We start from the raw sequence: 22,304 nt of genomic DNA on the forward strand, positions 1-22,304 counted from the left end.
GGTGTGACGGGGTTCCCGTCGCACCGGCCGGCGCCGTGGCCCTCACCTGCCTTCTGTACTCGTGAAGGGCGGGTTACCGGCTGTTCAGGCTGTGGCTGCTTCGGTGCTGGAGCGAGGGTCCGGACCCGGAGGTCAGGACGTGACGCCCATGCTGCCGAAGTCGTACATGCCGTAGTACTCCGTCACGAACACGTTCGAGACGCGGGGGTTGCGGTAGTTGAGCGCCTTGTCGTAGACGAACGGCACCATGACCGCCTGGTCCATGACCTTGTGGTTGATGTTCGTCCAGATGTCGGCGGCCTTCTTCGGGTCGCTCTCCGCCTTCGCCTGGTCGATCAGGCCGTTGATCTCCGGGTCGTTCAGCTCGGCGTAGTTGTTGTTGCCCGACGCCGAGATGTTGCGGCCGTCGACCAGCACCTGCAGGAAGCCGAAACCGGTCGGGAAGTCCGCGCCCCAGCCGGCGAACATCAGGCCGTAGCCCTTGGCCGCCACGTTCGACGGCGCACCGATGATCGAGCGGAAGTAGAGCGAGGGCTCCTGCGGGTCGATGCGGGCGTTGATGCCCACGTTCTTCAGCGCGGCCTGCAGGGCCTCGGCCGACTTGGCCTCCTTGCCCTGGTTACGCGAGGCGATGACGGTGTCGAAGCCGTTAGGCTTGCCACACGCGGCCAGCTCTTCCTTCGCCTTGTCGATCTGCGGCTTGCCCGACTTGGTGTTGTACGGGTCGTAGTCGTCGTGACCCGCGATGTTCGGGGGCAGCATGTTGGTGGCGATGTCGCCACCGGCCTCGGCGCCACCACGCGAGGTCTGCAGCGTGACCTTGTCGGTCGCGTACTGCACGGCCTTGCGGCAGTGGATGTTGTCGAACGGCGCGACCTTGGTGCTGATCGAGAAGTAGCGGATGAAGCCCGTGTTCGGGGTGTCCGCGTTCTTCTTCTTCTCCGGGTCGAGCAGGATCTTCGGCTGCGAGCCCTGCTGGACACCGGTCTGCGCGGTGTCGATGTCGACCTCGCCGCCGAGCAGCTGGTTGTCGATCTCCTCGACCGCGGTGCCGATGGTCAGGTCGATCTGGTCCGGCAGCGCCTTGCGCACGGTGTCGGTCTTCGGGTCCCACTGGTCGTTGCGGACCAGGACGGCCTTCTTGCCCTGGTCGTACGACTGGAACTTGTAGGGGCCGGTCGAGACGGGCTTCTCACCGTACTTGTCGCCGGTGTCCTTGGCCTGCGGGACCGGGCTGGCCGACGGCATGGCGAGCAGGTAGGAGAAGTCCGCGAGGGGCTCCTTCAGCTTGAAGACGATGGTGCTGTCGTCAGGCGTCGTGACGCTCTTGAGGCCCTGCTTGGCCGGGTCGGTGTCCTTGTACGGGCCGGGGTACTTCTGGCCCTGGTCCAGGACGTCCACCAGGTACGGCGGGCCACCGGAGAGGACGTCGGTGGCGAAGTTGCGCTCGATGCCGTACTTGACGTCCTTCGAGGTGATCGGCGAGCCGTCCTCGAACTTGACGCCCGACTTGAGCTTGAAGGTGTAGGTCTTGCCGCCGTCGGTGATCTCGGGCAGCGCCTGCGCCAGGTCGGGAACCAGCTTGAGCCCGTCCTCGCCCGGCTTCGCCTCGTTGGTCAGCAGCGAGCGGACGTAGAAGCCCTTCTGGAAGTTCCACACCCACGCGTAGTACGCGCGCACCGGGTCGAACGAGTCCGGGTCGGAGCTGTTGACGAGCTTGAGCGTGCCGCCCTTCTTGTCCGACGGGTTGACAACGCCCTTGGTGGCGGCGTTGAAGCCGGACACGCCCTGGGCGCCGCCGCTCTCGTTCGTCTTCGGGCTGTCACTGCCTGAGCCACAGGCGGACAGCACCAGGGCGACAGCGGCCGAACCGGCCACCAATGCCCCTGTCCTCATTCTCACTGGGTTTCCCTCCTTGTTTGGCGCGACCCGCCGAGGGACGGGCCGTCCGAGCTGTGCTGTCGTGCGAGTGAAGCTGGTGGTGTGCACAGGGGTGCCGACCGGGCTGCTGTCAGCCGGCCGCTCGACGCGATCGAGACGGGGCGACAGGCCGGGCGGTGGTGCCTGTGGTGCGTGACGGCCGAAGGCCACCGGTGTCCCTCGCGGGCTACCGGTTGGCCTTCGGGTCCAGGGCGTCACGCAGGCCGTCGCCGAACAGGTTGAAGGCGAGGACCATGAGGAAGATCGCGATGCCGGGCACGAACATGTACATCGGGTCGTACTCGTAGTACTGCACGGCATCCGAGAGCAGCCGGCCCCACGAGGGAGTGGGCGGCAGCACGCCGACGCCGAGGAACGACAAGGCCGCCTCGAAGAGGATGTTCGTCGGGATGATCAGCGTCGCGTAGACCAGGATCGGCGCCACGAGGTTGGGCAGCAGCTCACGGAAGAGGATGCGGGGCGCGCCCGCGCCGACGCTGCGTGCCGCCTCGACGAATTCGCGTTCTCGCAGGGAGAGAGTCTGGCCGCGGACGATACGCCCGATGTACGGCCAGCTGAAGAACGCGATCACCGCGATCACCACGCCGACCCGCCAGCCGGTGCTGGCCGGCACGACGGAGATCAGCGCGATGGAGAAGAGCAGATACGGGAACGCCAGGATCAGGTCCATCAGGCGGCTGATCGCGCTGTCGACCCAGCCACCGAAGTAGCCGGAGACCACGCCGAGGACCACGCCGATGGCCACCGCGACAATCGTGGCGGACAGCGCCACGAGCAGCGAGACCTGGGCACCGTAGATGATCTGGGAGAACAGGTCCCGGCCGGTGACGGGCTGGACGCCGAGCAGGAAGTCCTTGCTGACGCCGCCCCAGGTGCCGACGGGCGGGATGCCGCCCAGCAATGGGTCGATCTTGTCTTGGTGGAACTCGTTGACCGGGTGTCCCCACACCTTGTTGATGAGTGGGGCGAACACCGCGACCAGCACCAGGAAAATGATGAACCCGCCTCCAAAAAGCGCGACCTTGTCGCGCTTGAGCCGGGTCCACGCAATCTGACTGAGCGAACGGCCTTCGATGGCCTTCGCGGGAACACCGGCAGGCGTGGCGGTCGCCTCTTCGACCGTCGGCACCTGCTCGTCGCTCTTCGACGTGACGGGTCCCATAGTCATGGGCGTGGTGCCCCTCTCCCCGGCCGCCTGCCCGCCTTACGAAAGCCGCCAGCGATGGCCGTCGCACCGTGAAGCGAGCATGCGTCGGCCAGACCGGGGCCCGTCGCAGTCAGCAGCCGATCGGCTGTGTCTTCGTGGACTCCTGGTGCCCTATCCGCAGGTTCGGTCCACGGGCAGAGCGTGCACGAAGCCGACGGGTGTTGTCGCCTTCGTTGGACGAACCCTGTCTCCCGTTCGGCCGATCGTCAAGGGTCACCCCCTGTCCTGTAACCAAGTCCACGCCGCGCCGTGATGAGGGCGTGATCCAAGCACAACGACTTTTGGATCATACACCCCCTAATCGGGCGAATCTCTGGCGAATCGTAACGGTGTGGTCACGCTACGTAGTGGAAAGATGGCGCCAAGAACGGCGAGAACGGGCTATCCAGGACGATCGTTGATCGTTTCACACTTAACAGTACGGTCCGGTCAGGGCCCATCGTGACACAGCGTACTCAAATATCGAAATCAATAACGACCGGAGCGTGGTCAGAGGGCCCTTTGCCCTTCCTGGCCTCGCGGTCGATGTAGGCACCCTTGACCGCACCCGCGATTGCCGCGCTGACCAAGGCCAGGTCGATCCGCTTGCCCTTGTCCTGGTGGAACATACCGGCCCGATAGTCCCAATAGGTGAACGGATTCGGGCCTTTCATCGGCTTCGGGACGATGTCCGACAACCCGGCCGCCACCAGGGCCGCGACGGCGTCCCGCTCCGGCTCGGTCACGTGGGTCGAGCCGATGAACGCGGCCGGGTCGAACACGTCGGAGTCGGCCGGCGCCACGTTGAAGTCGCCGCACACGGCCACCGGACCACCACCGGCCAGGTCGGCCGCGACCGCCAGACGCAGAGCCTCGAGCCAGGTGAGCTTGTATCCGTAGTGCGCCGACTCCGGCGTCCGGCCATTGGGCACATAGACCGACCAGATCCGCACCCCGGCACAGACGGCCGAGATGGCGCGCGCCTCGGCGACGGGCTCGGGAAGAACCGGGTCCTCGCCGGCCCATCCTGGATCACCGGTGAACCCGCGGCGCACATCGTCCAGCCCCACCCGGGAGAGCAGGGCGACACCGTTCCAGCGCCCTTCGCCGTGGTGGGCGGTGTCGTACCCCAGCGCCTTGACCTCGTCCGCGGGGAACGCGTCGGTGGCCAGCTTCGTCTCCTGCAGGCACAGCACGTCGGGCGCCGACTGCTCCAGCCATTCCAGGAGCCGGGGCAGCCGGGCCTTGACCGAGTTCACGTTCCAGGTAGCAAGCCTCACGTCTGCCACCTTGCCACTTTCACGCCGATTCGCGCTTCACCAACTCGGTGGGCAGTAGCAGGACGGGCTCGATCTTCTCGCCGGACGCCATCCGCAGGACCTGGCGGGCCGCCATCCGGCCGAGGTCGGTGATCGGCTGGCGGACGGTGGTCAGCGGGGGTTCGGTGTCGCGGGCAAAGTCCATGTCGTCGAAGCCGACGACGGCCACGTCGTCGGGGACCCGCCGGCCGGCCTGGCGCAGGGCCCGCAGCGCGCCCTCGGCCATCGCGTCGGAGGCGGCGAAGACGGCGTCGAGGTCGGGGTCGTCGCCGAGCAACTGGCTCATCGCGAGGGCGCCGGACTGCCGGGTGAAGTCGCCGACGGCCACGATCGAGCGGCGGCCGCTGTCCTGCATCGCGGCCCGGTAGCCCTTCAGCCGGTCGATGCCCGCGCTCATGTCCTGCGGCCCGGCGATGGTGGCGACCCGCCGCCGGCCGGTGTCGAGCAGGTGGCGCACGGCGGCCCGGGCCGCGTCCTCGTTGTCGACGTCGACGTAGGGCACCGAGGACTGGATCAGCAGCCGCCCGTTGCACACGACCGGCACCCCGGCCCGGCTGAGCCGCTCCGGCAGCGGGTCGGCGCCGTGCATGGAGAAGATGATGGCCCCGTCGACGTGCCCGCCGGTGCAGTAGCGCTCGACCCGGTCGTGGCTGGGCCCGCTCGGCCCGACCATCATCAGCACGAGCTGCTTGTCGACGGCCTCGAGCTCCAGGCTGACCCCGCGGATGATGCTGGAGAAGAACGGGTCGTCGGAGAAGACGCGGCTGGCGGTCTCGGAGGCGACCAGCGCGATGGAGTCGGTCCGCTGGGTGACGAGGCTGCGGGCGGCCTGATTGGGCACGTAGCCAAGCGCTTCGACGGCGCTCAGCACTTTGTCGCGGATGTGCGGCGCGACGGACGTCGACCCGTTGACCACGCGCGAGGCCGTGGCGCGCGACACCCCCGCGCGCTGCGCGACGTTTTCGAGCGTGGGCCGGTCCCGCCCCGACATCACCATTGTGGCGCCCCCATATCTGTTCGCCGGACCATCATGACTGAAGTTCAGCAATGTGTATCGCACAAACAATGACGGGCGATGGAGCATGTCGCTCCATCGCCCGTCGCACCCTCACACCGGTTACACCCTGATCACGATTCGCCGTGCGCGATACGCCGGTCACCCAAGCCGCCGTCTCGGCCGGAGAGCGCTCTCAGAACTGCAATCAGACTGGCCCATGACTAGCCCGATGTCAATCACAGAATCGGTTGAGAGCGCTCTCCGGAATATGTTGTGGGAAACGCCAAAACCCGGTTAGACCAAACCGGCGGCCCCGGCCAGGGGAGGGCCGGAGCCGCCGGAAGCAGCGGGAGTGTGGCGCAAGTCGCGTTCAAGCCGCCTGACGTCGGCGGCAGGCCTCGAGATGGGCCGCGATCACCGGGGCATTGCCCGACCGCACGCACGCGTCGGCGCCGGCCTCGAGCACGTCGACCACGGCCTGGTGATCGCTGTACGGGCTGAGGATCGCCACGATCGAGGCGGCCGGGTGTCGCAGGCAGGCCGCCGTCACCGAGCGGGGCCCGGGGTCGTCCAGCAGCACGATGTCGGGCTCCCGGCACCCGGCCGGCATCTCGGCCCGGCGGGTGACCACCCAGTGTTCGGGCAGATGGCGGTCCAGGTCGGCCAGGCGATGGGCGGGGGCGATCAGCAGGACGTCGATCTGCTCGGCGGTGCCGGCGGCGGGGGAGCGAAGCGGCATGGTCACAATCGTCATGCCTCTTTTATCCCGTGCGGGGCTGGCATCCGGCTCGGTCCCACCTGCGAGAATCCTGGAAGCCCGTAGCCGCGAACGCCGGGAGGCTCCAGTGATCGTCTGGCTCAACGGCCCCTCGGGCGTCGGCAAGGCCACCGTGACGGCTGAACTCTGCCGCCGGGCGCCCCGGGCCAGGGCCTTCGACGCCGAACGCATCGGCTGGGTGCTGCAGCGCACGGCCGGTCTGCTGCGCCCGGCGCTGCCGTCGAAATCCGGGGTGCGCCCCGGGGACTACCGTGACCTGCCCGCCTGGCGTGCGGCCACGGTCGCCGCGGCGGCCCGGCAGGCCCGCGGGGCCGACCCGCTGCTGGTGCCGATGACGATGCTGCGCCGCGGGCACCTGGAGGAGATCCTGGGCGCGCTGCGCGACCGCGGCCACGAGGTGCGCCACGTGCTGCTGGACGTCTCGGCCCCGGCGCTGGTCGAGCGGGTCGAGGCCGACGACGGCCCGGACGCGCGGGGCTGGCGCCTGGAGGACCTGGGGGCCTACCTCACCGCCCGCCGCGACCTGCGCCCCCTCGGCGCGGTCATCGACACCGACGAGCTCTACCCGGACGAGGTCGCGGACGCGCTGGAAGACCTGATCAAGGGCTGGCGAGCACCATCCGGAACATGAATTGACCCGGGGCGGCCGGGTACGAAATTCTGGTCGCCATGCTCTCGTGGGGGCGCTTGCGGCGGTCGGCGCCGGATCTCGCCGCGGCCGGCCGCGCGCTGCTCTACCGCAGCGGCGTCGGCCTGGCCTACCTGGGCACCGTCCGCGCCGACGGCGGCCCGCGGGTGCACCCGATCAGCCCCCTGCTCGTCGAGGACGGCCTGTTCACGCTGCTCATGGTGTCGCCGAAGCTGGAGGACCTGCTCCGCGACAGCCGGTTCGCGCTGCACACGTTCCCGATGGAGGCCGGCGAGGAGGCGTTCTACCTCACCGGCCGGGCCGTGTTCCCCCGTGACCAGGCGCTGCGCCGCTCGGTCGCGGCCGCGTTCACCGCCGAGCGTTCCCTGGCCGCGCCGCCGCCCGGCTTCAGCCAGCACGTGCTCGTCGAGCTCCTGGTCGCCACCTGCGTGCTGAACCGGGCCGGGCAGTACATCACGTGGGCGGCCGCCGAGCTGCCCGCGAACGAGCTCCCCGGCGGCCGCCACCGCGCCACGATCTGACTAACTCCGGTAGATCTCGAACTCGTAGAGCGAGTAGCCGTAGGACGTGGCCCGGGCGACCCCGGCCATGCGCACGTACCGGGCCGTGACCGGCGCGAACGTGACCGTGTCGACCCCGCCGTTACCCGCGTCGACGGTCGCCGCCGTCGTCCACGTGCTGTTGTTCGACGACACCTCGATCCGGTAGCGCGTCGCGTACGCCGCCTCCCAGCGCAGGATCACCCGCCGGACGGACTGGGCCGACCCGAGGTCCACGGTGATCGACTGGCTGTCCGACCACCCGCTGGCCCACCGGCTGGTCGGGTTCCCGTCGACGGCGGCCCCGGTGGAGTAGCCGAGCTGCGTCGAGCTGGCGCTCACGCCGCGGCCCTGCGCCAGGTTCGTGAGGTCGTCGCCGCGCTTGGCCGGGAACGACACCACCTGCTGGTACGTCGGCCGGTTCTGCCACGAGATCTTGTCGTGGGTGATCCCGCCGAGCGGCGACTGGATGATCGTGTCCGCGCACCACTGGTCCCCGGCCGAGCAGTTCGCGTCACCCGGATAGGTGGTGTTCGCGGGCTCGGCGGCGGCCGTGGTCAGGGTCGCGGCCACGACCTGCTTGCACGCGGCGAGGGTTCCGTCGCCGCAGTACGTCTTGCCCAGGCCGCCGCTGACCGGGTCGCCGAGCACGGTGCGGAGGTCCTTGTCGAGGTACCCCCACCACCCGTACTGGAACGAGGACCCCTTGTGTGCCTGGTTCTGGTTCAGGGACCCGGCGTTCGTCGGCCCGGTGTATCCGGACGGCGACTCGTCGACCTGCAACGCCCTGGTCAGCGCCGCGTACACGTCGTCGCCGAGGCCGGGCCGGAACGTACCGTCGACGAGCTTGGGCCACCACGCGTCGAACAGCCGGATCGCCGTGGCGTGCTGATACACGTGCGACCCGGGGCTGGTCTCGACCCGCTTGGCGCCGGCGGCGAGCCAGTTGCGAAGCGCGACGACATTGGCATCGGTACTGCCCCCGCCCGGGTCGAGGATCCGCAGGAGCTCGGGCAGCAGGTTCTCGGCCCGCAGGTCGGTCACGGCGGCGTCCTCGACGATCCGCACCACCCCGGCCCGATCGACCTTGTTCCCGCCGCTCAGTGCCGCCTTCACCCTTTTGTCGAGCAGGTCCGCCCGCTGCACGGCACCGAAACTGAAGTTGCCGTCGGCCGCCGAGAAGTCCTTACTTTGCTTGTTATTCCAAGAGACGAAATAATCCTGTCCGGTCGACTGCGGATGCTGGGCCACCGCAATGTAGTCGGCCGTATTCGTATCCGCATTCCAGCCGGACCATTCATAGGCCGGCTCCGCCTTCGTCGGCAGATTCGGGTTGGCGCCGCTCTTGCGCACCGGGTCGCTGCCCGAGTTGAAGTACGCGGTGTCGGTCGCGTTGACGTAGAACCAGTTGAACGCGTAGCCGACGGCCGAGGCCGAGGCGATGAACTGGGCCGGGTTCGCCATCGCCGCGGGGTCGTTGAACGCCTGGAACCCGATGGCGGAGTCGGCCTCGTGGCGGTACGTCGACCGCAGCTGCGTGAACGCTGTCGGCTGCCCGCCCACCGTCCCGCGGTACCCCAGGAGCCCGAATTTTGTCCTGTATGTCACGAGTTGATAGGAGCCGGCCGCGGTGCCGTCGGCGACGGTGGGGGTCCAGGCGTTGGTCTGGGTCAGCGCCTCCATCGGCGTGCAGGTGCCGTGGAAGAGGTACGCCGTGGACTGCGGCGTCGCCGGTGACCCGTTGGTGTTGCACAGTGGCACCGCGTAGGTGTCGGTGATGTCCTGCTCGGCCGAGGTGGCGCTCCACGCGTAGTCCTGGCCGCGGCCGAGCAGCACGTAGAGGTTGAGTCCGGCGAACGCGACGCCGTGCGCGCTGATGCCCGGGCCCTGCAGCTCCTGCAGCATGAGCAGCTGTGGCGAGAAGTACCCGGTCTGCGGCCCGAACACCGCGATCGGATGCCCGGTCGCCGAGTGGGCGGCGTCGATGACGACCGCGTTGGACATCCCGCGCTTGGCGGCGCCGGCCGGGGCGATGCCGGCGGTGGTGGTCGCCGACCCGGTCGGGTTGTAGACGACCGGCTGCGCGACGACGCTGCCCTGGTCCGGCCACGCGACCCCGGCGGCGTCGGGGTCGGCCGCGCCGTACGGGAACGACTGGCCGTTGTGCAGCGTCAGGACGGTCTCCGGGTCGTTCTGCTCCCGGAACGCGGCCCACAGCCGGTCTCCCTCGGTGGCGCCGTAGCGGGCCCGCGCGGTGACCCGGACCAGCGCCGACTCCATCTCACCGCCCCCGCCGCCGCCGAAGAGGCCGCCGACGACCCCGGCGATCGCGATCAGGTCGGTCATCTGGAACGGCTCCGGCCCGCCCGCGTTGGTGATCGCGTCGAGATGTCCGGTGAGGACATACTCGCCCGGGCAGTTGCGCCCGTTCATGCACGCGGTGATGTAGGCGTTGATCCCGGCGACATAACTCTGCACGTCGTCGTACAGCTGGGCCCCGCGGGTGCCCTTGGTGCGCAGCGCGGCGACCTGGGTCTGCAGGTCGGCCTCGGTGTAGGGGGCCTGCCGCCAGATGCTCTGCTCCAGCTCCCGGTTGCCCGGCGCGCCGCCCGCGAACGGGGTCAGCTTCCCGCGCCCGACCCGCCGGAGCAGGTCCATCACGAACAGCCGGTCCTCGGCCCCGGCGTACCCGGCGCCGAACATCGTCCCGGTCCGGGTCGTGCCGGTCACGTGCGGGACGCCGAGCCGCTTGTCGCGCACGATCGTCACGTCGGCGCGGGGACTGTAGGCGCGGTCGACCTGCCCGGCCGGCACCCCGAACGACGCGTCGTTGTAGAAGTTCGCGATCTGCTCCTCGGTCAGCCCGGTGTAGGCCGAGACGAGGTTCGCGTAGGGGGCGAGCTGGTCGGCGGAGTGCGCCGGGCGGAAGCCCAGCGCCTTGTGGGCCAGGATGTCGGCGAGGGTGGCGTTGCCGTTCTGGCCCGGCGGCAGGATGTCGTCGCACTGGCCGAGGCAGTAGTCGTTGGGGGCGAGGACGGCCGCCTCGGCCGGCGTGGCGAGCGCGGGCGCGACGAGGACGGCGGCGGTGAGGAGTAACGCGCTCAGGGCGCGCCGGACGACGGGCAGGGACATTGGCGGATCCCCTCCGGTGGCGAGTCAATATGAAAATGACTCGGATTACCGGATCGTAACAACGACGACCTTCACTGAACAGAGGTGTCGCACCGTCGATACGCTGGGACTCCACTACGCTGCACCGGTGCTCGTGGTCCATGCGCTGTGGATTGAGGGCCGGGTCGGCCTCTGGGCTTCCGACGCCGGCACGCTCCTCGCGGGCCTCAACCTGGACGGCGACACCGGCATCGCGGCCGAGCGCACGCTGCTCCTCCCGACCCGCGGCCGCAAGCTCGAACCCTGGCCGGCGGTCACCGAGAAGGCGGCCCTGAAGCCCTGGACCGTCGCCACCGTCGAGTACACGCCCGACGAGGCTCTCGGTCTGCTGCCCGGACTGTGCGCACTGGCGGGCGACGACATCACCCTCGCGCAGTCCACCGAATGGTTCATCTCGCTCACCGGGTTCGCCGGTTCGCTGGTCGCCCGCGGCCGGATGCTCCCCGCGATCACCGGCGGCCGCCCCCGCTGGGCGCCCGTCCTCACCGGCCGCGACGCCGCCTACGCCCGGGCCCTCGCCCTCGCCCTGCCGACCGCCGCGATCCAGGGCCTGACCAGGGCCGCGGTCGTCACCGAGGCCCTCGACGCGTTCGTCGACGCCGCCGCCCGGGCCGACCTGCCCGCGGACGCGCAGACCTGGCTGGACGGCATCGCCGGTGTGGCCCCCGAGCGCCTCGCCGCCTGGGAGGCCGACGCCGTCGGGGGTGCCGTCCGGGCCTGCTTCCGCCTGGTCGAGCCGCCCGAACCCGAGATCGGCGAGGAGCCCGCCCCCGACCCGCACTGGACCCTGGAGTTCGCGCTGCAGGCGGCCGACGAGCCGACCCTCGTCGTCGACGCCGACCGGGTCTGGCGCTCCCGCGGCGCGCTCAAGGCCCTGCAGCGGCACATTCCGGCCCCGCAGGAGACGCTCCTCGCCGAGCTCGGCCGGGCCAGCCGCCTCTACCCGGCCCTCGAGGGCGCCCTGCGTGAGGCCCGCCCCGTCGCCCTGCCCCTGGACACGGACGGCGCCCACCGCCTGCTGAGCGAGGGCGCCCCGCTGCTGGCCGCGGCCGGGTTCGGCGTCGTGCTCCCCGGCTGGTGGCGCAAGGCCTCGGCCCGGCTGGGTGCCCGTCTGAAGATCAAAGACGGCTCCGGGGGTACCGCTCCCGGCACCGTCAACACCGACAGCGGACTCGGCCTGGGCGCCGTCGTCGACTACAACTGGGAGCTGGCGCTGGGTGACGAGCCGCTCACCGAGGACGAGCTGCGCCGCCTCACCGGCCTCAAGGCGCCCCTCATCCGGCTGCGCGGCCAGTGGGTCGAGCTGGACCCGCGCCGCCTCGCCGCGGGCCTGTCGTTCCTGGAGCGGCAGCGCGATCCCCTCACCGTCGCCGATCTCCTGCATCTCGCGGGCGGCACCGAAGAAGGCCCGGGCGGGCTCCCCGTCGTGGAAGTCGTCGCCGACGGCTGGCTCGGCGACCTGCTCAGCGGCGAGGCCGACCTGCGGCTCGGCGACGCCGACGCGCCGGCCGGGTTCCAGGGCACGCTGCGGCCGTACCAACGCCGGGGTTTGAACTGGCTCCGCTTTTTGGAGCAGGCCGGGCTCGGGGGCATCCTGGCCGACGACATGGGCCTGGGCAAGACCGTCCAGCTCCTCGCCCTGCTCTGCGGGGACGCGCCCGGGCCCACCCTGCTGATCTGTCCCATGTCGCTGGTCGGCAACTGGCAGCGGGAGGCGGCCAAGTTCGCGCCGTCCCTGCGCGTGCACGTCCACCACGGCGCCGAGCGTTTGCGTTCGCTCGATGCGTCTGCCTTCGACCTGGTGGTGACGACCTACTCCGTCGTGGCCCGGGACGGCGCGGTGTTGGGGGCCGTTCCCTGGCACCGAGTGGTGCTGGACGAGGCTCAGGCCGTGAAGAACGCGGCGACCAAACAAGCTTCGGCGGTACGGCAGCTGCCGGCCCGCCACCGCATCGCGGTCACCGGCACCCCCGTCGAGAACCGCCTCGCCGACCTCTGGTCGATCATGGAGTTCGCCAACCCGGGCCTGCTCGGCAGCGCGACGAAGTTCAAGGAGCGCTTCGCCGAACCCATCGAACGCGACGCCGACGCCGACGCCGCCGCCCGCCTGCGCCGCATCACCCAGCCGTTCGTCCTGCGCCGGGTCAAGACCGACCGGACGATCATCTCCGACCTGCCGGAGAAGCTGGAGATGGACGTCGTGTGCAGCCTGACCCCGGAGCAGGCCAGCCTCTACCAGGCCGTCGTCGACGACATGCTGGCCCGCATCGAGAGCAGCGAGGGCATCGAACGCCGCGGCCTGGTCCTGGCCACGATGACCAGGCTCAAACAGATCTGCAACCACCCGGCCCTGGCCCTGCGCGACGGCTCCCGCCTGCCCGGCCGCAGCGGCAAACTCGCCCGCCTGGAAGAGATCACCGAGGAGATCCTGGCCGCGGGGGAGCGGGCGCTCATCTTCACGCAGTACGCGGAGTTCGGTTCCATGCTGCGCAATGCCCTGTCCGCCCGCTTCGGCCGGGAGGTGGCGTTCCTGCACGGCGGCGTGCAGAAGGCGGGGCGGGACGCGATGGTGGCCCGCTTCCAGGAGGCGTCGCCGTCGTCCCCACCGCTGTTCGTCCTGTCCTTGAAGGCCGGCGGCACGGGCCTGACCCTGACCGCCGCGAACCACGTCATCCACGCCGACCGCTGGTGGAACCCGGCCGTCGAGGACCAGGCGACGGACCGCGCCTTCCGCATCGGCCAGCGCCGCGCCGTCCAGGTCCGCAAGTTCGTCACCGCGGGCACGGTCGAGGAGAAGATCGCCGCCCTGATCACCGACAAGCGCGGCCTGGCCCAGAAAATCGTCGGCACCGGCGAGTCCTGGCTGACCGAACTCTCCACCGCCGACCTCCGCACCCTCCTGACCTTGGACCCGACCGCGGCGGCGGTCTCCCCATGACCCCACCACGACACACCACCCCCGCCCTCCCGCCGCCCACATGTCCTTCCCGGTCCGCCGCTCTCCCTCCGACGGCATCTCTCCTTCCGGCGGCACCTCTTCCCCCGCGGGCCGCACCTCTTCCCCCGCCGGCCGCACCTCTTTCCCGGTCCGCACCTCCTCTTCCCGCCGCACCTCCGCTCTGTCCGCACCTCTCTCCTAAGGCTGCATCTCCTCCGAAGCCGACCGCCGAGGTGCACGGATGAGCGCACGATTATGCGTGTTCGTATGCCTAGTAGCCGACCCGACGATGCCCACGCGCGAGGAGTTGCACTGGCGCCTGCACGACGCGATCGAACAGGCAGCCGCACGAGCCGGAATCAACTTCCCGGACGTACAGCTCCAGATGCTCGGCGACGGAGCCTTGGCCGTCTACCCACCGGACGCGAATGAGCCAAGAGCCTTCGCCGCCCTGGTCCGAGTCTTCCGCGCCGGCCTACCACCCCCGGACCAGACCCCGGTCCGCATCCGACTGGCCGCCGCCGTGGGCCCGCCGTCGGTAGCGACGATGGAGGTAACCCGCCTGGTAGACGGCCCCGACCAGGGCGCGATCCTGCACGTAGTCCTGGGCCGCGAGGGCCTAGGCACCTAGCCGATTCCCAGCACCAGCTTCAGGCTTTCCCGTCGCCCCGTCGCCCCGTCGCCCCGTCGCCCCGTCGCGCGTTGCGTTGCGTGCTCACGGCGTTGCGTGCTCACGGCGTTGCGTGCTCACGGCGTTGCGTGCTCACGGCGTTGCGCGCTCACGGCGTTGCGCGCTCACGGCGTTGCGCGTTCGCGGCCTTGCGCGTTTGCGCGTTTACGGCGTTGCGCGCTGCGTGCTCACGGCGTTGCACGTTCACGGCGTTGCGCGTTGCGCGTTGCGCGCGCCTACGGCGTTGCGCGTTGCGTGCTCACGGCGTTGCACGTTCACGGCGTTGCGCGTTGCGCGTTGCGCGCGCCTACGGCGTTGCGCGTTGCGTGCTCACGGCGTTGCGCGGTTGCGGCGTTGCCCCGTTACCCAGTTGCGCAGGTCGCGCGTTGCCGGTCGCGTGTTGCGCGGTTGCAGCGTTGCGTGTTGCGCAGTTGCGGCTTGGCGTTGTGCGGTTGCGCTAGGCCGGGAGCGGGTTGGTGCCCAGCCCTTTGAGCGACTTGTGCAAGGTTTTCGCAGTGGACACGTTCAGGAAGCAGTGCGCGACCCGATCGCCGAGCTGCCACTGCGCCTGCGTGAGCCCGTCCCAGAACGTGTAGATGTCCTTTCGCTCAAACAGCTGCAGTTCACTCAGCCCGAGAAACCCGGCGACGAGCGTAAAGCACGCTTTCGAAACGGTAGCGTTGAGCGCTTGTGCATCCACCGGAAACGCCCCGGCGGGCGCCGTCCACACCCCGACGAACTCGGTGTCATGCGCCTCCGAACACCCAACCGGCATCACCGCGTCGACACTCTTGTAGAACCCGTCCGCCGTGAGCTCCCCGCCGTCGAGGTCAACACAAGTGAGCGCCATCGGCCCCGCATCTTTGAGCGACCCCTGCAAACTGCCAGTCCGCTCCTTGGGGGCGAACAGATCATCACTGGCCTCAGCCACCCCGCAGACGTACGTCCGCGCACCCCCGCTCCAAGCCGACGAGCTAGGCAACGTCAGGAACGGAAACACCTTCCCGGCATGCCAGTCCCCACCCACAAACTCCCCGACCCGCTGACTGCAAACCGCAAACGCGGCCCGCACAGCATCCGAGTCCCAACCAGGCAGCCCCCCGCCGCCCTGCCCAAGACCCCCGCCACCGCCCGGCTGCCCACCAACCCCGCCGCTCGGCTGCTCGCTCGCTCCGCCGCCCGGCTGCCCGCTCAACCCGTTGCCGCTCGATTGTCCGTTCGGCTGTCCACTCGCGTCGGCGCCGGGCTGTCCACTCGCCCCGTTGCCGTTCGCTTGTCCGTTCGCCCCGCCGCCGGGCTGTCCGCTCGACCCGCTGTCCCCGTTCGCGGTGGTAGCCAACGTGCCGGTCGCCACGACTTCGATCGTGTGCGCGTTCGTGCAGTTGGTCTCGACGAGTACGGCCTTGTCCGGCCGCTCGAACGCGCTGAACGGCCCGCCGGCGAGACACTGTCCCACGTCCGGCGGTTGGAAGGCCGCGGACGGCAGCATCGGCCACCCGTTGGTCAGATCCCGATCGGTCCCCGAGGGCGCGCTGCAGGCCGCCGCCGTGAGGGCGACGGCCAGAAGTAACGGCAGCCCTTTAGTCCGCAAGCCCATTGCTGCAAGGGGTTCCCGGCTCGAGGCTCGCGGTTTCGCGATACTTCTTGATGAACTGATCCACCCGCGGGTCGTCGGCTTTGTCGACTCGCAACTGGTACCCCCACGCCTGCAACGAAATCGCACTGGGCTGCCCGTCGTATGGGCTCATGAGCATGAAGTCGTTGTTGCGCACCTTCGCTGCGAGTTTGTCGACGTCGCTCTTGGCCAGGCTCGGCTGGTAGGTGATCCACACCGCCCCGTGCTCGAGGCTGTGCACGGCCCGCCCTTCGGAGACCGGCTCGGCGTACACGTCTCCGAGGCACCGCTGCCAGTTCCCGTAATGCCGCCCACCAGCCGCCGGTACCATCTGATATTGCGGCTTCTCGGTGTCCGCGAGGTGCTCCCGCTCCAGCCACTCGGGGTGCGTGGTCCGGTAGTCGATCAGCCCACTGATCTCCCCGGCCGTATCAGGCGACTGGGCCTGGTGCTCCTGGTCGACCAGGTAGAAGATCGAGACGATCCCAAGCACACACATGAGCCCGAGCACCCCGACGATGCTGACCGCGATGATGACACCACGGTTGCTCTTCTGCGCCGGAGGCTGCCCCCCACCCAGGTACGGCGGCGCCGGATACCCTCCCACCCCCGGATACCCAGAACCCCCTTGCACCGGCGGCGGCTGCGGTGCTCCATACGCAAAACCCGTTTGCGCAGGCGGCGGGATGCTCTCGCCCGGCGGCGGCTGCGGTGCTCCATGTGCAAAACCCGCTTGCCCGGGTGGCGGGAAGCTTTCGCCCGGCGGCGGCTGCGGCGCCCCGTATTGCACCCCCGGTTGCGCAGGCGGCGGAAAACCACCGTCACCCGACACGCCCGGCGCATAGGGCGTCACCGGAGGAGGCTGCTGCCCGTACGGTTGCGGCGCGCCGAACGGCGGCGGCTCAGGGTATGCGCCGGTCATGCCGCCGACATTACCGGAATGCGCGCATGCGCCCGCCAGCACCGTTTCCCGAAAGGAGCACACACCCGCAGCCACGACGCCCGACCCGCACAATGGCCACGTCTTGAAGCTCGCAGCCCACCCCAGCCGCGCACCCCGAACATGAAACAGACAAGCCACGCCAGGCCAGCGCTGCGCGTTGTGGAGCGCTCGCACGAGGGGCCACACCTCTCAGCCAGCAGCTCGTGACGCCGGCCGCGCACCGCCGAACACGACACCGACGATCGCCGCCCCGAGCTCCCGCTGCGCGTTGCCGATAAGACGGGCGCTTCGCGCCGCGACTTATCGATTTATCCGGCGTCGGGGTATATGCCGCTTTCGAGAGGTTCCCGCCCCCCTGTGGTGTGCTGCGGCGTTCAACAACGCGCGATAGGGTCGGCCGCATGGCGGCCGAGTGTGCGATCGATGGATGCGCGGTCCTCGCGATCGGGCGGTGCCGGGAGTGCGGACGCGCGTTCTGCATGTCGCACCAGGCCCACAATGAGATCACCGGCGAGGGGTACGCCGCGCTCTGCATCCAATGCCTCCAGCGCCGGCAGCGCGTGTCCGGTGGCAGCGATGCCCGGGCCGACGCGCGGGAGGCGCTCGAGCGCAACTGGGTGACGTCCGGCCAGGCCGCCATGGATTTGTACGCCGCCGGGATCGCGCCGCTCCCGGTGGTCGAGCGCCGCTCGCGATTCGTCAAGCAGCGGTTCGGCCGCCCCCGGGAGGAGATCGACGAGATCGAGGTCGGGGCCCTCTGGGTGATCGGCCGGTTCGAATGGACCGAAATGCAGGAGATCCCCGAGACCCGCGAGTGGACCACCGGCCTGCTCGTGCGCCCGTCCGGCGGCTATCCGGTCGCGATGGTCGCCCGGGCCGTGGCCCGCTGCAAGGTCACCGACGGCCTGGCCACCCTGATCCGCGACGCCCGCTACGGTGACAGCTTCACCCAGCTGGAACGCCGCGAAATCCCGCGCATCATCGCCGCGATCCGCGCCCTGGCCCGCTCAACAACGGGCGACGTCCCCGCACAATAGCTCCCCGTCGAGCGCCTGCCGCACAGCCTGCTGCCCGTTTCCCGCAAGCTTTGGTGCTCGTTTCCCGCGCGTCCGTGTTCTCAGTCTGCCGCGCTGCACTGCGGACTGTCGCTGCTGCGCGTCGGCCGCTGCTGGGGCGAGCGCATGTTCGTTTGCTGCGTGCGCGTGTGTTCGTTTGCTGCGTGCGTAGCGTGTTCGTCTGCCGCGTGCGCGAGTGTTCGTCTGCTCGCGCTGCACCGCGGACTGTCGCTGCTGCGCGTCGGCCGCTGCTGGGGCGAGCGCGTGTTCGTTTGCTGCGTGCGCGTGTTCGTCTGCCGCGTGCGCGAGTGTTCGTCTGCTCGCGCTGCACCGCGGACTGTCGCTGCTGCGCGTTGACTGCTCTCGGGGCGTGCGGGTGTTCGTTTGCCGCGTGCGCGGGTGTTCGTCGACGGCGCAATCTGGTGTTCGTTTATCGCGGCGAGCCGAGTCCGGCCAGTGCGTCGAGGTAGCGCGGCGGCACGACGTTCGGGCTGTCGCCCCTGAAAGCGGCTTCCACCTCGGCGTCGGTCGGCAGCACCGATACCTCCGCGGCCAAGGCCTTCACGATGGGGGAGTCGCGCCAATCCGGGTGCTCGGTCAGCAGCCGCAGCGCCACCAGCGACTCCTCGATCTCGCCCACGCACTCGAACGGCTTGTGCGCGGTCAGGCCCATCAGCTCGCGGTACCCCTCGAGCTGGGTCAGGTCCGTGAACACGTCCGTGCCGAAAATGTGCACCAAACGCTCACGGCCGGTGAACGGGGCGAGCGCCAGGAACACGAACCGGCACTTCGGGCAGTGCCCGCACCAGCGCTCGCTCGCATCGCGCAGTTTGAACGCGGCGTTGCAACTCGTCACGACATCGTCATAGGTCGTGTGCTTGGCGAACAGCCCCGCGATGTGCAGTTCGGACAGTCCGCGCAGCAGCGAGAAGTACGCATCTTGCAAACCGGCGTGCCCGAGCAGCGCGTCGCGCAGGTGCCGCTCGGCCGGCAGCCCCTTGGACCACTGGTGGTTGATGTCGCGGCCGAGCCAGCTGAGGTTCGGCACCGACGCCGAGCTTTCGTTCGACATCACGACCGGCCCGAGGCCGTGCATGAGCGAGGTGGCCACGGCAATGAGCGAGTTGATCGCGGTCACCGGAATGTGCCCGTTGTAGGCGCCCGCCTCGTTCAACTCGCGCATGCGCGGATCGAGCTGCCGGCGCACCGTGCGCACGGGCTGCGGCGAAACCGCCATCACCGAACGGATGATTGCGTTCGGGTTGACCGCGAACAGAACCGGATCGAGCCCCGCGAGCTGCAGCGCTTCCATGGTCACGATCGAGTCCTTGCCGCCACCGACGGCAGCCAGCGGCGCTCCGGAAGGCGTTCGCACAAGAGCCGGAGATTCCGCGTGTACTGCGGCATCGATCGGCAGTTCCAGGACGTACTCGAGCTTGTTCCGATACGCGAACTCGCCCAGCCCCTCGTGGAAGAGCGCCCGCACCCACGGCAAGGCCCCCTCGGCCAGCGCAAGCTCTCCGAGGTCCACCCGCCGCGGCGCCGCGATCTTGTAATACGAGGTGGATGCGGCGACATACAGCAGGTCGAGCACCCGATCGAGCGTCTGGCTCGGCGCTACCGAGGCCGGCCCGAAGTCGACGGTTTCGGTCAGCACGAGGTCACCGAGCGCATAGTGGAAGCGCGCCACCCCGGTCGCAGGATCGAACTCCCGCCCAGGGAACCGCAGCGCCTCAACCTGCTCCCACGCGTTCACAACCGCTCCGTCCTGACCGTCCGTCTACGACACCGCCGCGCAATGGTAGCCCGCACGTTCGAACACGACAGTTTGCAACCAGTACCCACATACAGGTTTACCGTTTGCATATGCCGCAACCACTTACCGGCCTGCGCTCGGGCGAGGTCGCCGAACGAGCCGGTGTCAACATCCAGACGCTGCGGTATTACGAGCGCCGCGGCCTGCTCGCCGACCCGCTGCGCAGCCCGGGCGGGCACCGCCTGTACCCGCCCGACACCGTGGCGCTGCTCACCGCGATCAAGGCCGCTCAGCGCCTGGGCTTCACGCTCGACGAGGTCGCGGACCTGCTGAGCCGCCACCGCCGGACCGGTGGCGGCCTGCAACTGCGCGCGGCCGACAAGCTGGCCGAGATCGACCGCCGGATCGCTGACCTGACCGACGTCCGCGACACCCTGGCCCGGGTCGTCGTGGCCGGCTGCGACAGCTTGACCAACTGCACGTGTCCGGACTGTCCGCTGCCCGATCCGCGCAAGATCCGCTGACGAACCGGTCAACCAAGCAGAACCGCACAGCAGGTGGGCGCCCGCACCAGGTCCGACGAAGCCAGACGGTCAAGTTCGCGTCCAATGCCGGTGCGGTGCGCGCCGCCGGCTTCGACCCGGCCCGTCCGGCGTCACGACCCGGCCCCAACACCGGCTGCGAGCGACGATCCAGCTCAGCGTCGGGCGCGAGCGAGGATCGGGCTCACCGTCGAGCGCGAGCGAAGATCCGGCTCAGCGCGGGGCCGGAGCGGCGATCGGCCTCGACACGGAGCGCTAGCGACGATCCGGCTCAGCGCCCGGGCCAGCTCAGCGCGGGGGCGGGAGCGGCGATCCGGCTCGACGTCGGATGTGGTGACGGTCCGGGTCAACGTCAGGTGCGGTGACGGATTCGCCACAGCATCAGTGCCCCGATCAGTGCCGTGAGCAGCAGATACAGCCCAGTCTCCAGATACTGGAAGGTCCAGAACCGCCCGTTGGGCTGGTACTCGATGTCCAGATGCAGATCGTGTGACTCCAGGCACGGGGACGAGTCGCCGAAAGTACCCGTGGCGCCCGTTTTTGGAGCTCGCATCAGGCAGTCGTCGAAGATCTTCGGGTCCAGCGGCCGGCCGTCGGCGGTCAGCAGTTCACTCACCGACGTCACCCAAACGCCGGGGATCTCGATGCCTTTGAGCACCGGCGCGCTGCCGAGCGTGCCCAAACCGTGCGCTTGATCGATCGCGGCCGCGGTCATCTTGCGCGACTCGTGGTGGGCGGGCATGAGGTGGGGTCGGATTGCGTTCGGCATCACGAAGAGTGCGACAAGTACGAGCAGTCCGGTGACCGCCATCGCCGGCAGGGTCCGCCGTGTGAACAGTCCGATCGCGGCGCCGGCGGCTGCGGCCAGTGCGGCCTGCCCAATGGGTGACAAACCACGGGCGCCGAAATTGACGGTACTGAAACGATCCTGCGCAATCGCATCGACCGGCGCGGCCGCCCAGCTCAGCAGCCAGCTCGAACAGGCCGCAACCACGATCGCGGCCAGCACCACCGTGGCCAGCCGCACCGCGAGCCATCGCCGCCGGCTGACACTCTGGTTCCAGACGAGGCGGTGGGTGCCCGCTTCCAGTTCCCGGGCGACGAGCGGCGCACCCCAGAACATGCCGATCAGCACCGGGACCAGGCCGAACACCCCGGCCAGGAGCAGCAGCCGGGTCCGGTAGTCCCCGACGAAGCGGATCATCGCCCCGGCGCAGTCGCCGGTGGCCTGGCATTGCGCGAGGTACCCGGCGTGCGCGTCGCGGATGTCGAACCCGGTCATGACGAGGTACGCCGCGAGGGCCCCGACCACCAGCCCGCCCACGAGCGCCTGGGTCCGGAACTGCCGCCAGCTCATCCAGATCATGACGCGGCCCGCCCGAGGTAGGCCAGCACCAGCTCCTCGAGCTCGACCGGAGCCGCACCGGCCGGAGCGACCGCCGCCCGCACAACATCACCGTGAATTCGCTCAACTTCACCCGGATCCGGATGCGCGGATGCACGATCCCGGGGCCGGCGGAAGTGCGTGGCGAGCAGTTCGGTGACGTCGCCGGACAGCTGGATCTGGGCGCCGGCCAGCACGATCAGGTAGTCGCAGACCCGTTCGACGTCGGCGAGAAGATGCGAGCTGAGGATCGCGCTCGCCCCGATCGCGGCCACGGACTCGAGGAGGCTGCGCAGGAACGTGTCGCGTGCGAGCGGGTCCAGCGCGGCGGCCGGCTCGTCCAGGATCAGCAGATCCGGCCGTTTCGCCGCGGCGAGGGTGAGGGCGAGCTGCGCACGCTGGCCGCCGGAGAGCCGACCGGCCCGTTGCGTGAGCGGCAGTGCGGCCTGTGCGACGCGGTCGCGGGCCAGCTCGTCGTCCCAGCCCGGGTTCAGCTTCGCGCCCATCCGGAGGTGCTCGGCGACCGTCAGGCCGGAGTACACCGGGGCGTCCTGCGCCACGAATCCGACCCGCGCCAGGTGCGCCGCGTCCGCCGCGGGCCGCGCCCCGAGCACCGTCAACGTCCCGGCACTCGGCTCGATCAGTCCGCACGCCAGCTGCAGCAGCGTCGATTTGCCGGCCCCGTTGGGCCCGACGAGCCCGATGATCCGCTGCGCCGGCACGTCGAGTTCGACTGCGCGCAACGCGCACCGGCGACCGTATCGCTTGTCCAGTGCGGTCGCCCGCAGCACCGCTTCTGTTTTCGCCATGTCCAAATGCTC

At 69.7% G+C, this 22,304-nt stretch carries 17 protein-coding genes; 6 read left to right on the forward strand and 11 right to left on the reverse strand.

Annotated features, from left to right (window positions below):
* Nucleotides 1–132: 132 nt before the first annotated feature.
* From ACIA8L_RS16410 to ACIA8L_RS16430, 5 genes are all read right to left on the reverse strand, one after another.
* On the reverse strand, nucleotides 133–1,896 hold the full coding sequence (locus ACIA8L_RS16410) for an ABC transporter substrate-binding protein (RefSeq protein WP_395906302.1): 1,764 nt from the start codon (nucleotides 1,894–1,896) through the stop codon (nucleotides 133–135).
* Nucleotides 1,897–2,107: 211 nt separating this feature from the next.
* Nucleotides 2,108–3,109, reverse strand: a complete 1,002-nt coding sequence (locus ACIA8L_RS16415; protein WP_395905066.1) for an ABC transporter permease — start codon at nucleotides 3,107–3,109, stop codon at nucleotides 2,108–2,110.
* Nucleotides 3,110–3,603: 494 nt separating this feature from the next.
* Nucleotides 3,604–4,407 (reverse strand): exodeoxyribonuclease III, encoded by an 804-nt coding sequence (locus ACIA8L_RS16420; protein ID WP_395905068.1) that lies wholly within the window; start codon nucleotides 4,405–4,407, stop codon nucleotides 3,604–3,606.
* A 19-nt stretch (nucleotides 4,408–4,426) separates the two neighbouring features.
* Entirely contained in the window at nucleotides 4,427–5,437 is a 1,011-nt protein-coding gene (locus tag ACIA8L_RS16425; protein WP_395906304.1) for a LacI family DNA-binding transcriptional regulator, read from the reverse strand.
* A gap of 376 nt (nucleotides 5,438–5,813) precedes the next feature.
* Entirely contained in the window at nucleotides 5,814–6,197 is a 384-nt protein-coding gene (locus tag ACIA8L_RS16430) for a hypothetical protein (RefSeq protein ID WP_395905070.1), read from the reverse strand.
* Nucleotides 6,198–6,288: 91 nt separating this feature from the next.
* Here ACIA8L_RS16430 and ACIA8L_RS16435 point away from each other — a divergent pair, with 91 nt between their 5' ends.
* Together ACIA8L_RS16435 and ACIA8L_RS16440 are read left to right on the forward strand one after the other, a co-directional pair.
* On the forward strand, nucleotides 6,289–6,852 hold the full coding sequence (locus ACIA8L_RS16435) for an AAA family ATPase (RefSeq protein ID WP_395905072.1): 564 nt from the start codon (nucleotides 6,289–6,291) through the stop codon (nucleotides 6,850–6,852).
* Nucleotides 6,853–6,890: 38 nt separating this feature from the next.
* A complete protein-coding gene (locus ACIA8L_RS16440) occupies nucleotides 6,891–7,391 on the forward strand; it encodes a pyridoxamine 5'-phosphate oxidase (RefSeq protein WP_395905074.1) in 501 nt (166 codons plus the stop codon).
* On the opposite strand, the gene ACIA8L_RS16445 is transcribed toward ACIA8L_RS16440, so the two are convergent.
* Complete coding sequence (locus ACIA8L_RS16445; RefSeq protein WP_395905076.1) at nucleotides 7,392–10,541, reverse strand: penicillin acylase family protein; 3,150 nt, start codon at nucleotides 10,539–10,541, stop codon at nucleotides 7,392–7,394.
* 127 nt (nucleotides 10,542–10,668) lie between these two features.
* On the opposite strand from ACIA8L_RS16445, the gene ACIA8L_RS16450 reads away from it, so the two are divergent.
* Nucleotides 10,669–13,518 carry a DEAD/DEAH box helicase gene (locus ACIA8L_RS16450; protein ID WP_395905078.1) on the forward strand — a complete coding sequence of 950 codons (2,850 nt, stop codon included), beginning with the start codon at nucleotides 10,669–10,671 and terminating at the stop codon, nucleotides 13,516–13,518.
* Nucleotides 13,519–13,759: 241 nt separating this feature from the next.
* The gene (locus ACIA8L_RS16455) at nucleotides 13,760–14,149 is read left to right on the forward strand and encodes a hypothetical protein (RefSeq protein ID WP_395905080.1); all 390 of its coding nucleotides are present in this window, start codon (nucleotides 13,760–13,762) and stop codon (nucleotides 14,147–14,149) included.
* A 496-nt stretch (nucleotides 14,150–14,645) separates the two neighbouring features.
* On the opposite strand, the gene ACIA8L_RS16460 is transcribed toward ACIA8L_RS16455, so the two are convergent.
* Together ACIA8L_RS16460 and ACIA8L_RS16465 are read right to left on the reverse strand one after the other, a co-directional pair.
* A complete protein-coding gene (locus tag ACIA8L_RS16460; RefSeq protein WP_395905082.1) occupies nucleotides 14,646–15,677 on the reverse strand; it encodes a septum formation family protein in 1,032 nt (343 codons plus the stop codon).
* 91 nt (nucleotides 15,678–15,768) lie between these two features.
* Entirely contained in the window at nucleotides 15,769–16,725 is a 957-nt protein-coding gene (locus ACIA8L_RS16465; protein ID WP_395905084.1) for a DUF3105 domain-containing protein, read from the reverse strand.
* A 422-nt stretch (nucleotides 16,726–17,147) separates the two neighbouring features.
* Between ACIA8L_RS16465 and ACIA8L_RS16470 the strand changes: the two genes are divergently transcribed.
* Nucleotides 17,148–17,783: a hypothetical protein gene (locus ACIA8L_RS16470; protein ID WP_395905086.1), complete on the forward strand. Its 636-nt coding sequence runs from the start codon at nucleotides 17,148–17,150 to the stop codon at nucleotides 17,781–17,783.
* Between the two features lie 448 nt (nucleotides 17,784–18,231).
* Here the strand turns inward: ACIA8L_RS16470 and ACIA8L_RS16475 are convergent, their stop codons facing one another.
* A complete protein-coding gene (locus tag ACIA8L_RS16475; RefSeq protein ID WP_395905088.1) occupies nucleotides 18,232–19,557 on the reverse strand; it encodes a hypothetical protein in 1,326 nt (441 codons plus the stop codon).
* 110 nt (nucleotides 19,558–19,667) lie between these two features.
* Here ACIA8L_RS16475 and ACIA8L_RS16480 point away from each other — a divergent pair, with 110 nt between their 5' ends.
* Entirely contained in the window at nucleotides 19,668–20,081 is a 414-nt protein-coding gene (locus tag ACIA8L_RS16480) for a MerR family transcriptional regulator (protein ID WP_395905090.1), read from the forward strand.
* A gap of 370 nt (nucleotides 20,082–20,451) precedes the next feature.
* On the opposite strand, the gene ACIA8L_RS16485 is transcribed toward ACIA8L_RS16480, so the two are convergent.
* Both ACIA8L_RS16485 and ACIA8L_RS16490 read right to left on the reverse strand, forming a co-directional pair.
* Nucleotides 20,452–21,465, reverse strand: coding sequence for an ABC transporter permease subunit (locus tag ACIA8L_RS16485; RefSeq protein WP_395905092.1), 1,014 nt, complete (start codon nucleotides 21,463–21,465; stop codon nucleotides 20,452–20,454).
* Nucleotides 21,462–22,292, reverse strand: a complete 831-nt coding sequence (locus ACIA8L_RS16490; RefSeq protein ID WP_395905094.1) for an ABC transporter ATP-binding protein — start codon at nucleotides 22,290–22,292, stop codon at nucleotides 21,462–21,464. Before ACIA8L_RS16490 ends, ACIA8L_RS16485 begins: the two co-directional genes overlap by 4 nt.
* Nucleotides 22,293–22,304 lie beyond the last annotated feature (12 nt).

Source organism: Dactylosporangium sp. NPDC051541, assembly GCF_044454505.1.
Taxonomy (GTDB): Bacteria; Actinomycetota; Actinomycetes; order Mycobacteriales; family Micromonosporaceae; genus Dactylosporangium.

What these genes read in the sequence shown, in the direction of transcription:
- ACIA8L_RS16410 (WP_395906302.1), bottom strand. Translation starts at nt 1,896, where the DNA reads ATGAGGACAGGGGCATTGGTGGCCGGTTCGGCCGCTGTCGCCCTGGTG.
- ACIA8L_RS16415 (WP_395905066.1), bottom strand. Translation starts at nt 3,109, where the DNA reads ATGACTATGGGACCCGTCACGTCGAAGAGCGACGAGCAGGTGCCGACG.
- ACIA8L_RS16425 (WP_395906304.1), bottom strand. Translation starts at nt 5,437, where the DNA reads ATGTCGGGGCGGGACCGGCCCACGCTCGAAAACGTCGCGCAGCGCGCG.
- ACIA8L_RS16430 (WP_395905070.1), bottom strand. Translation starts at nt 6,197, where the DNA reads ATGACGATTGTGACCATGCCGCTTCGCTCCCCCGCCGCCGGCACCGCC.
- ACIA8L_RS16440 (WP_395905074.1), top strand. Translation starts at nt 6,891, where the DNA reads ATGCTCTCGTGGGGGCGCTTGCGGCGGTCGGCGCCGGATCTCGCCGCG.
- ACIA8L_RS16445 (WP_395905076.1), bottom strand. Translation starts at nt 10,541, where the DNA reads ATGTCCCTGCCCGTCGTCCGGCGCGCCCTGAGCGCGTTACTCCTCACC.
- ACIA8L_RS16455 (WP_395905080.1), top strand. Translation starts at nt 13,760, where the DNA reads ATGAGCGCACGATTATGCGTGTTCGTATGCCTAGTAGCCGACCCGACG.
- ACIA8L_RS16460 (WP_395905082.1), bottom strand. Translation starts at nt 15,677, where the DNA reads ATGCTGCCGTCCGCGGCCTTCCAACCGCCGGACGTGGGACAGTGTCTC.
- ACIA8L_RS16465 (WP_395905084.1), bottom strand. Translation starts at nt 16,725, where the DNA reads ATGACCGGCGCATACCCTGAGCCGCCGCCGTTCGGCGCGCCGCAACCG.
- ACIA8L_RS16470 (WP_395905086.1), top strand. Translation starts at nt 17,148, where the DNA reads ATGGCGGCCGAGTGTGCGATCGATGGATGCGCGGTCCTCGCGATCGGG.
- ACIA8L_RS16480 (WP_395905090.1), top strand. Translation starts at nt 19,668, where the DNA reads ATGCCGCAACCACTTACCGGCCTGCGCTCGGGCGAGGTCGCCGAACGA.
- ACIA8L_RS16485 (WP_395905092.1), bottom strand. Translation starts at nt 21,465, where the DNA reads ATGATCTGGATGAGCTGGCGGCAGTTCCGGACCCAGGCGCTCGTGGGC.
- ACIA8L_RS16490 (WP_395905094.1), bottom strand. Translation starts at nt 22,292, where the DNA reads ATGGCGAAAACAGAAGCGGTGCTGCGGGCGACCGCACTGGACAAGCGA.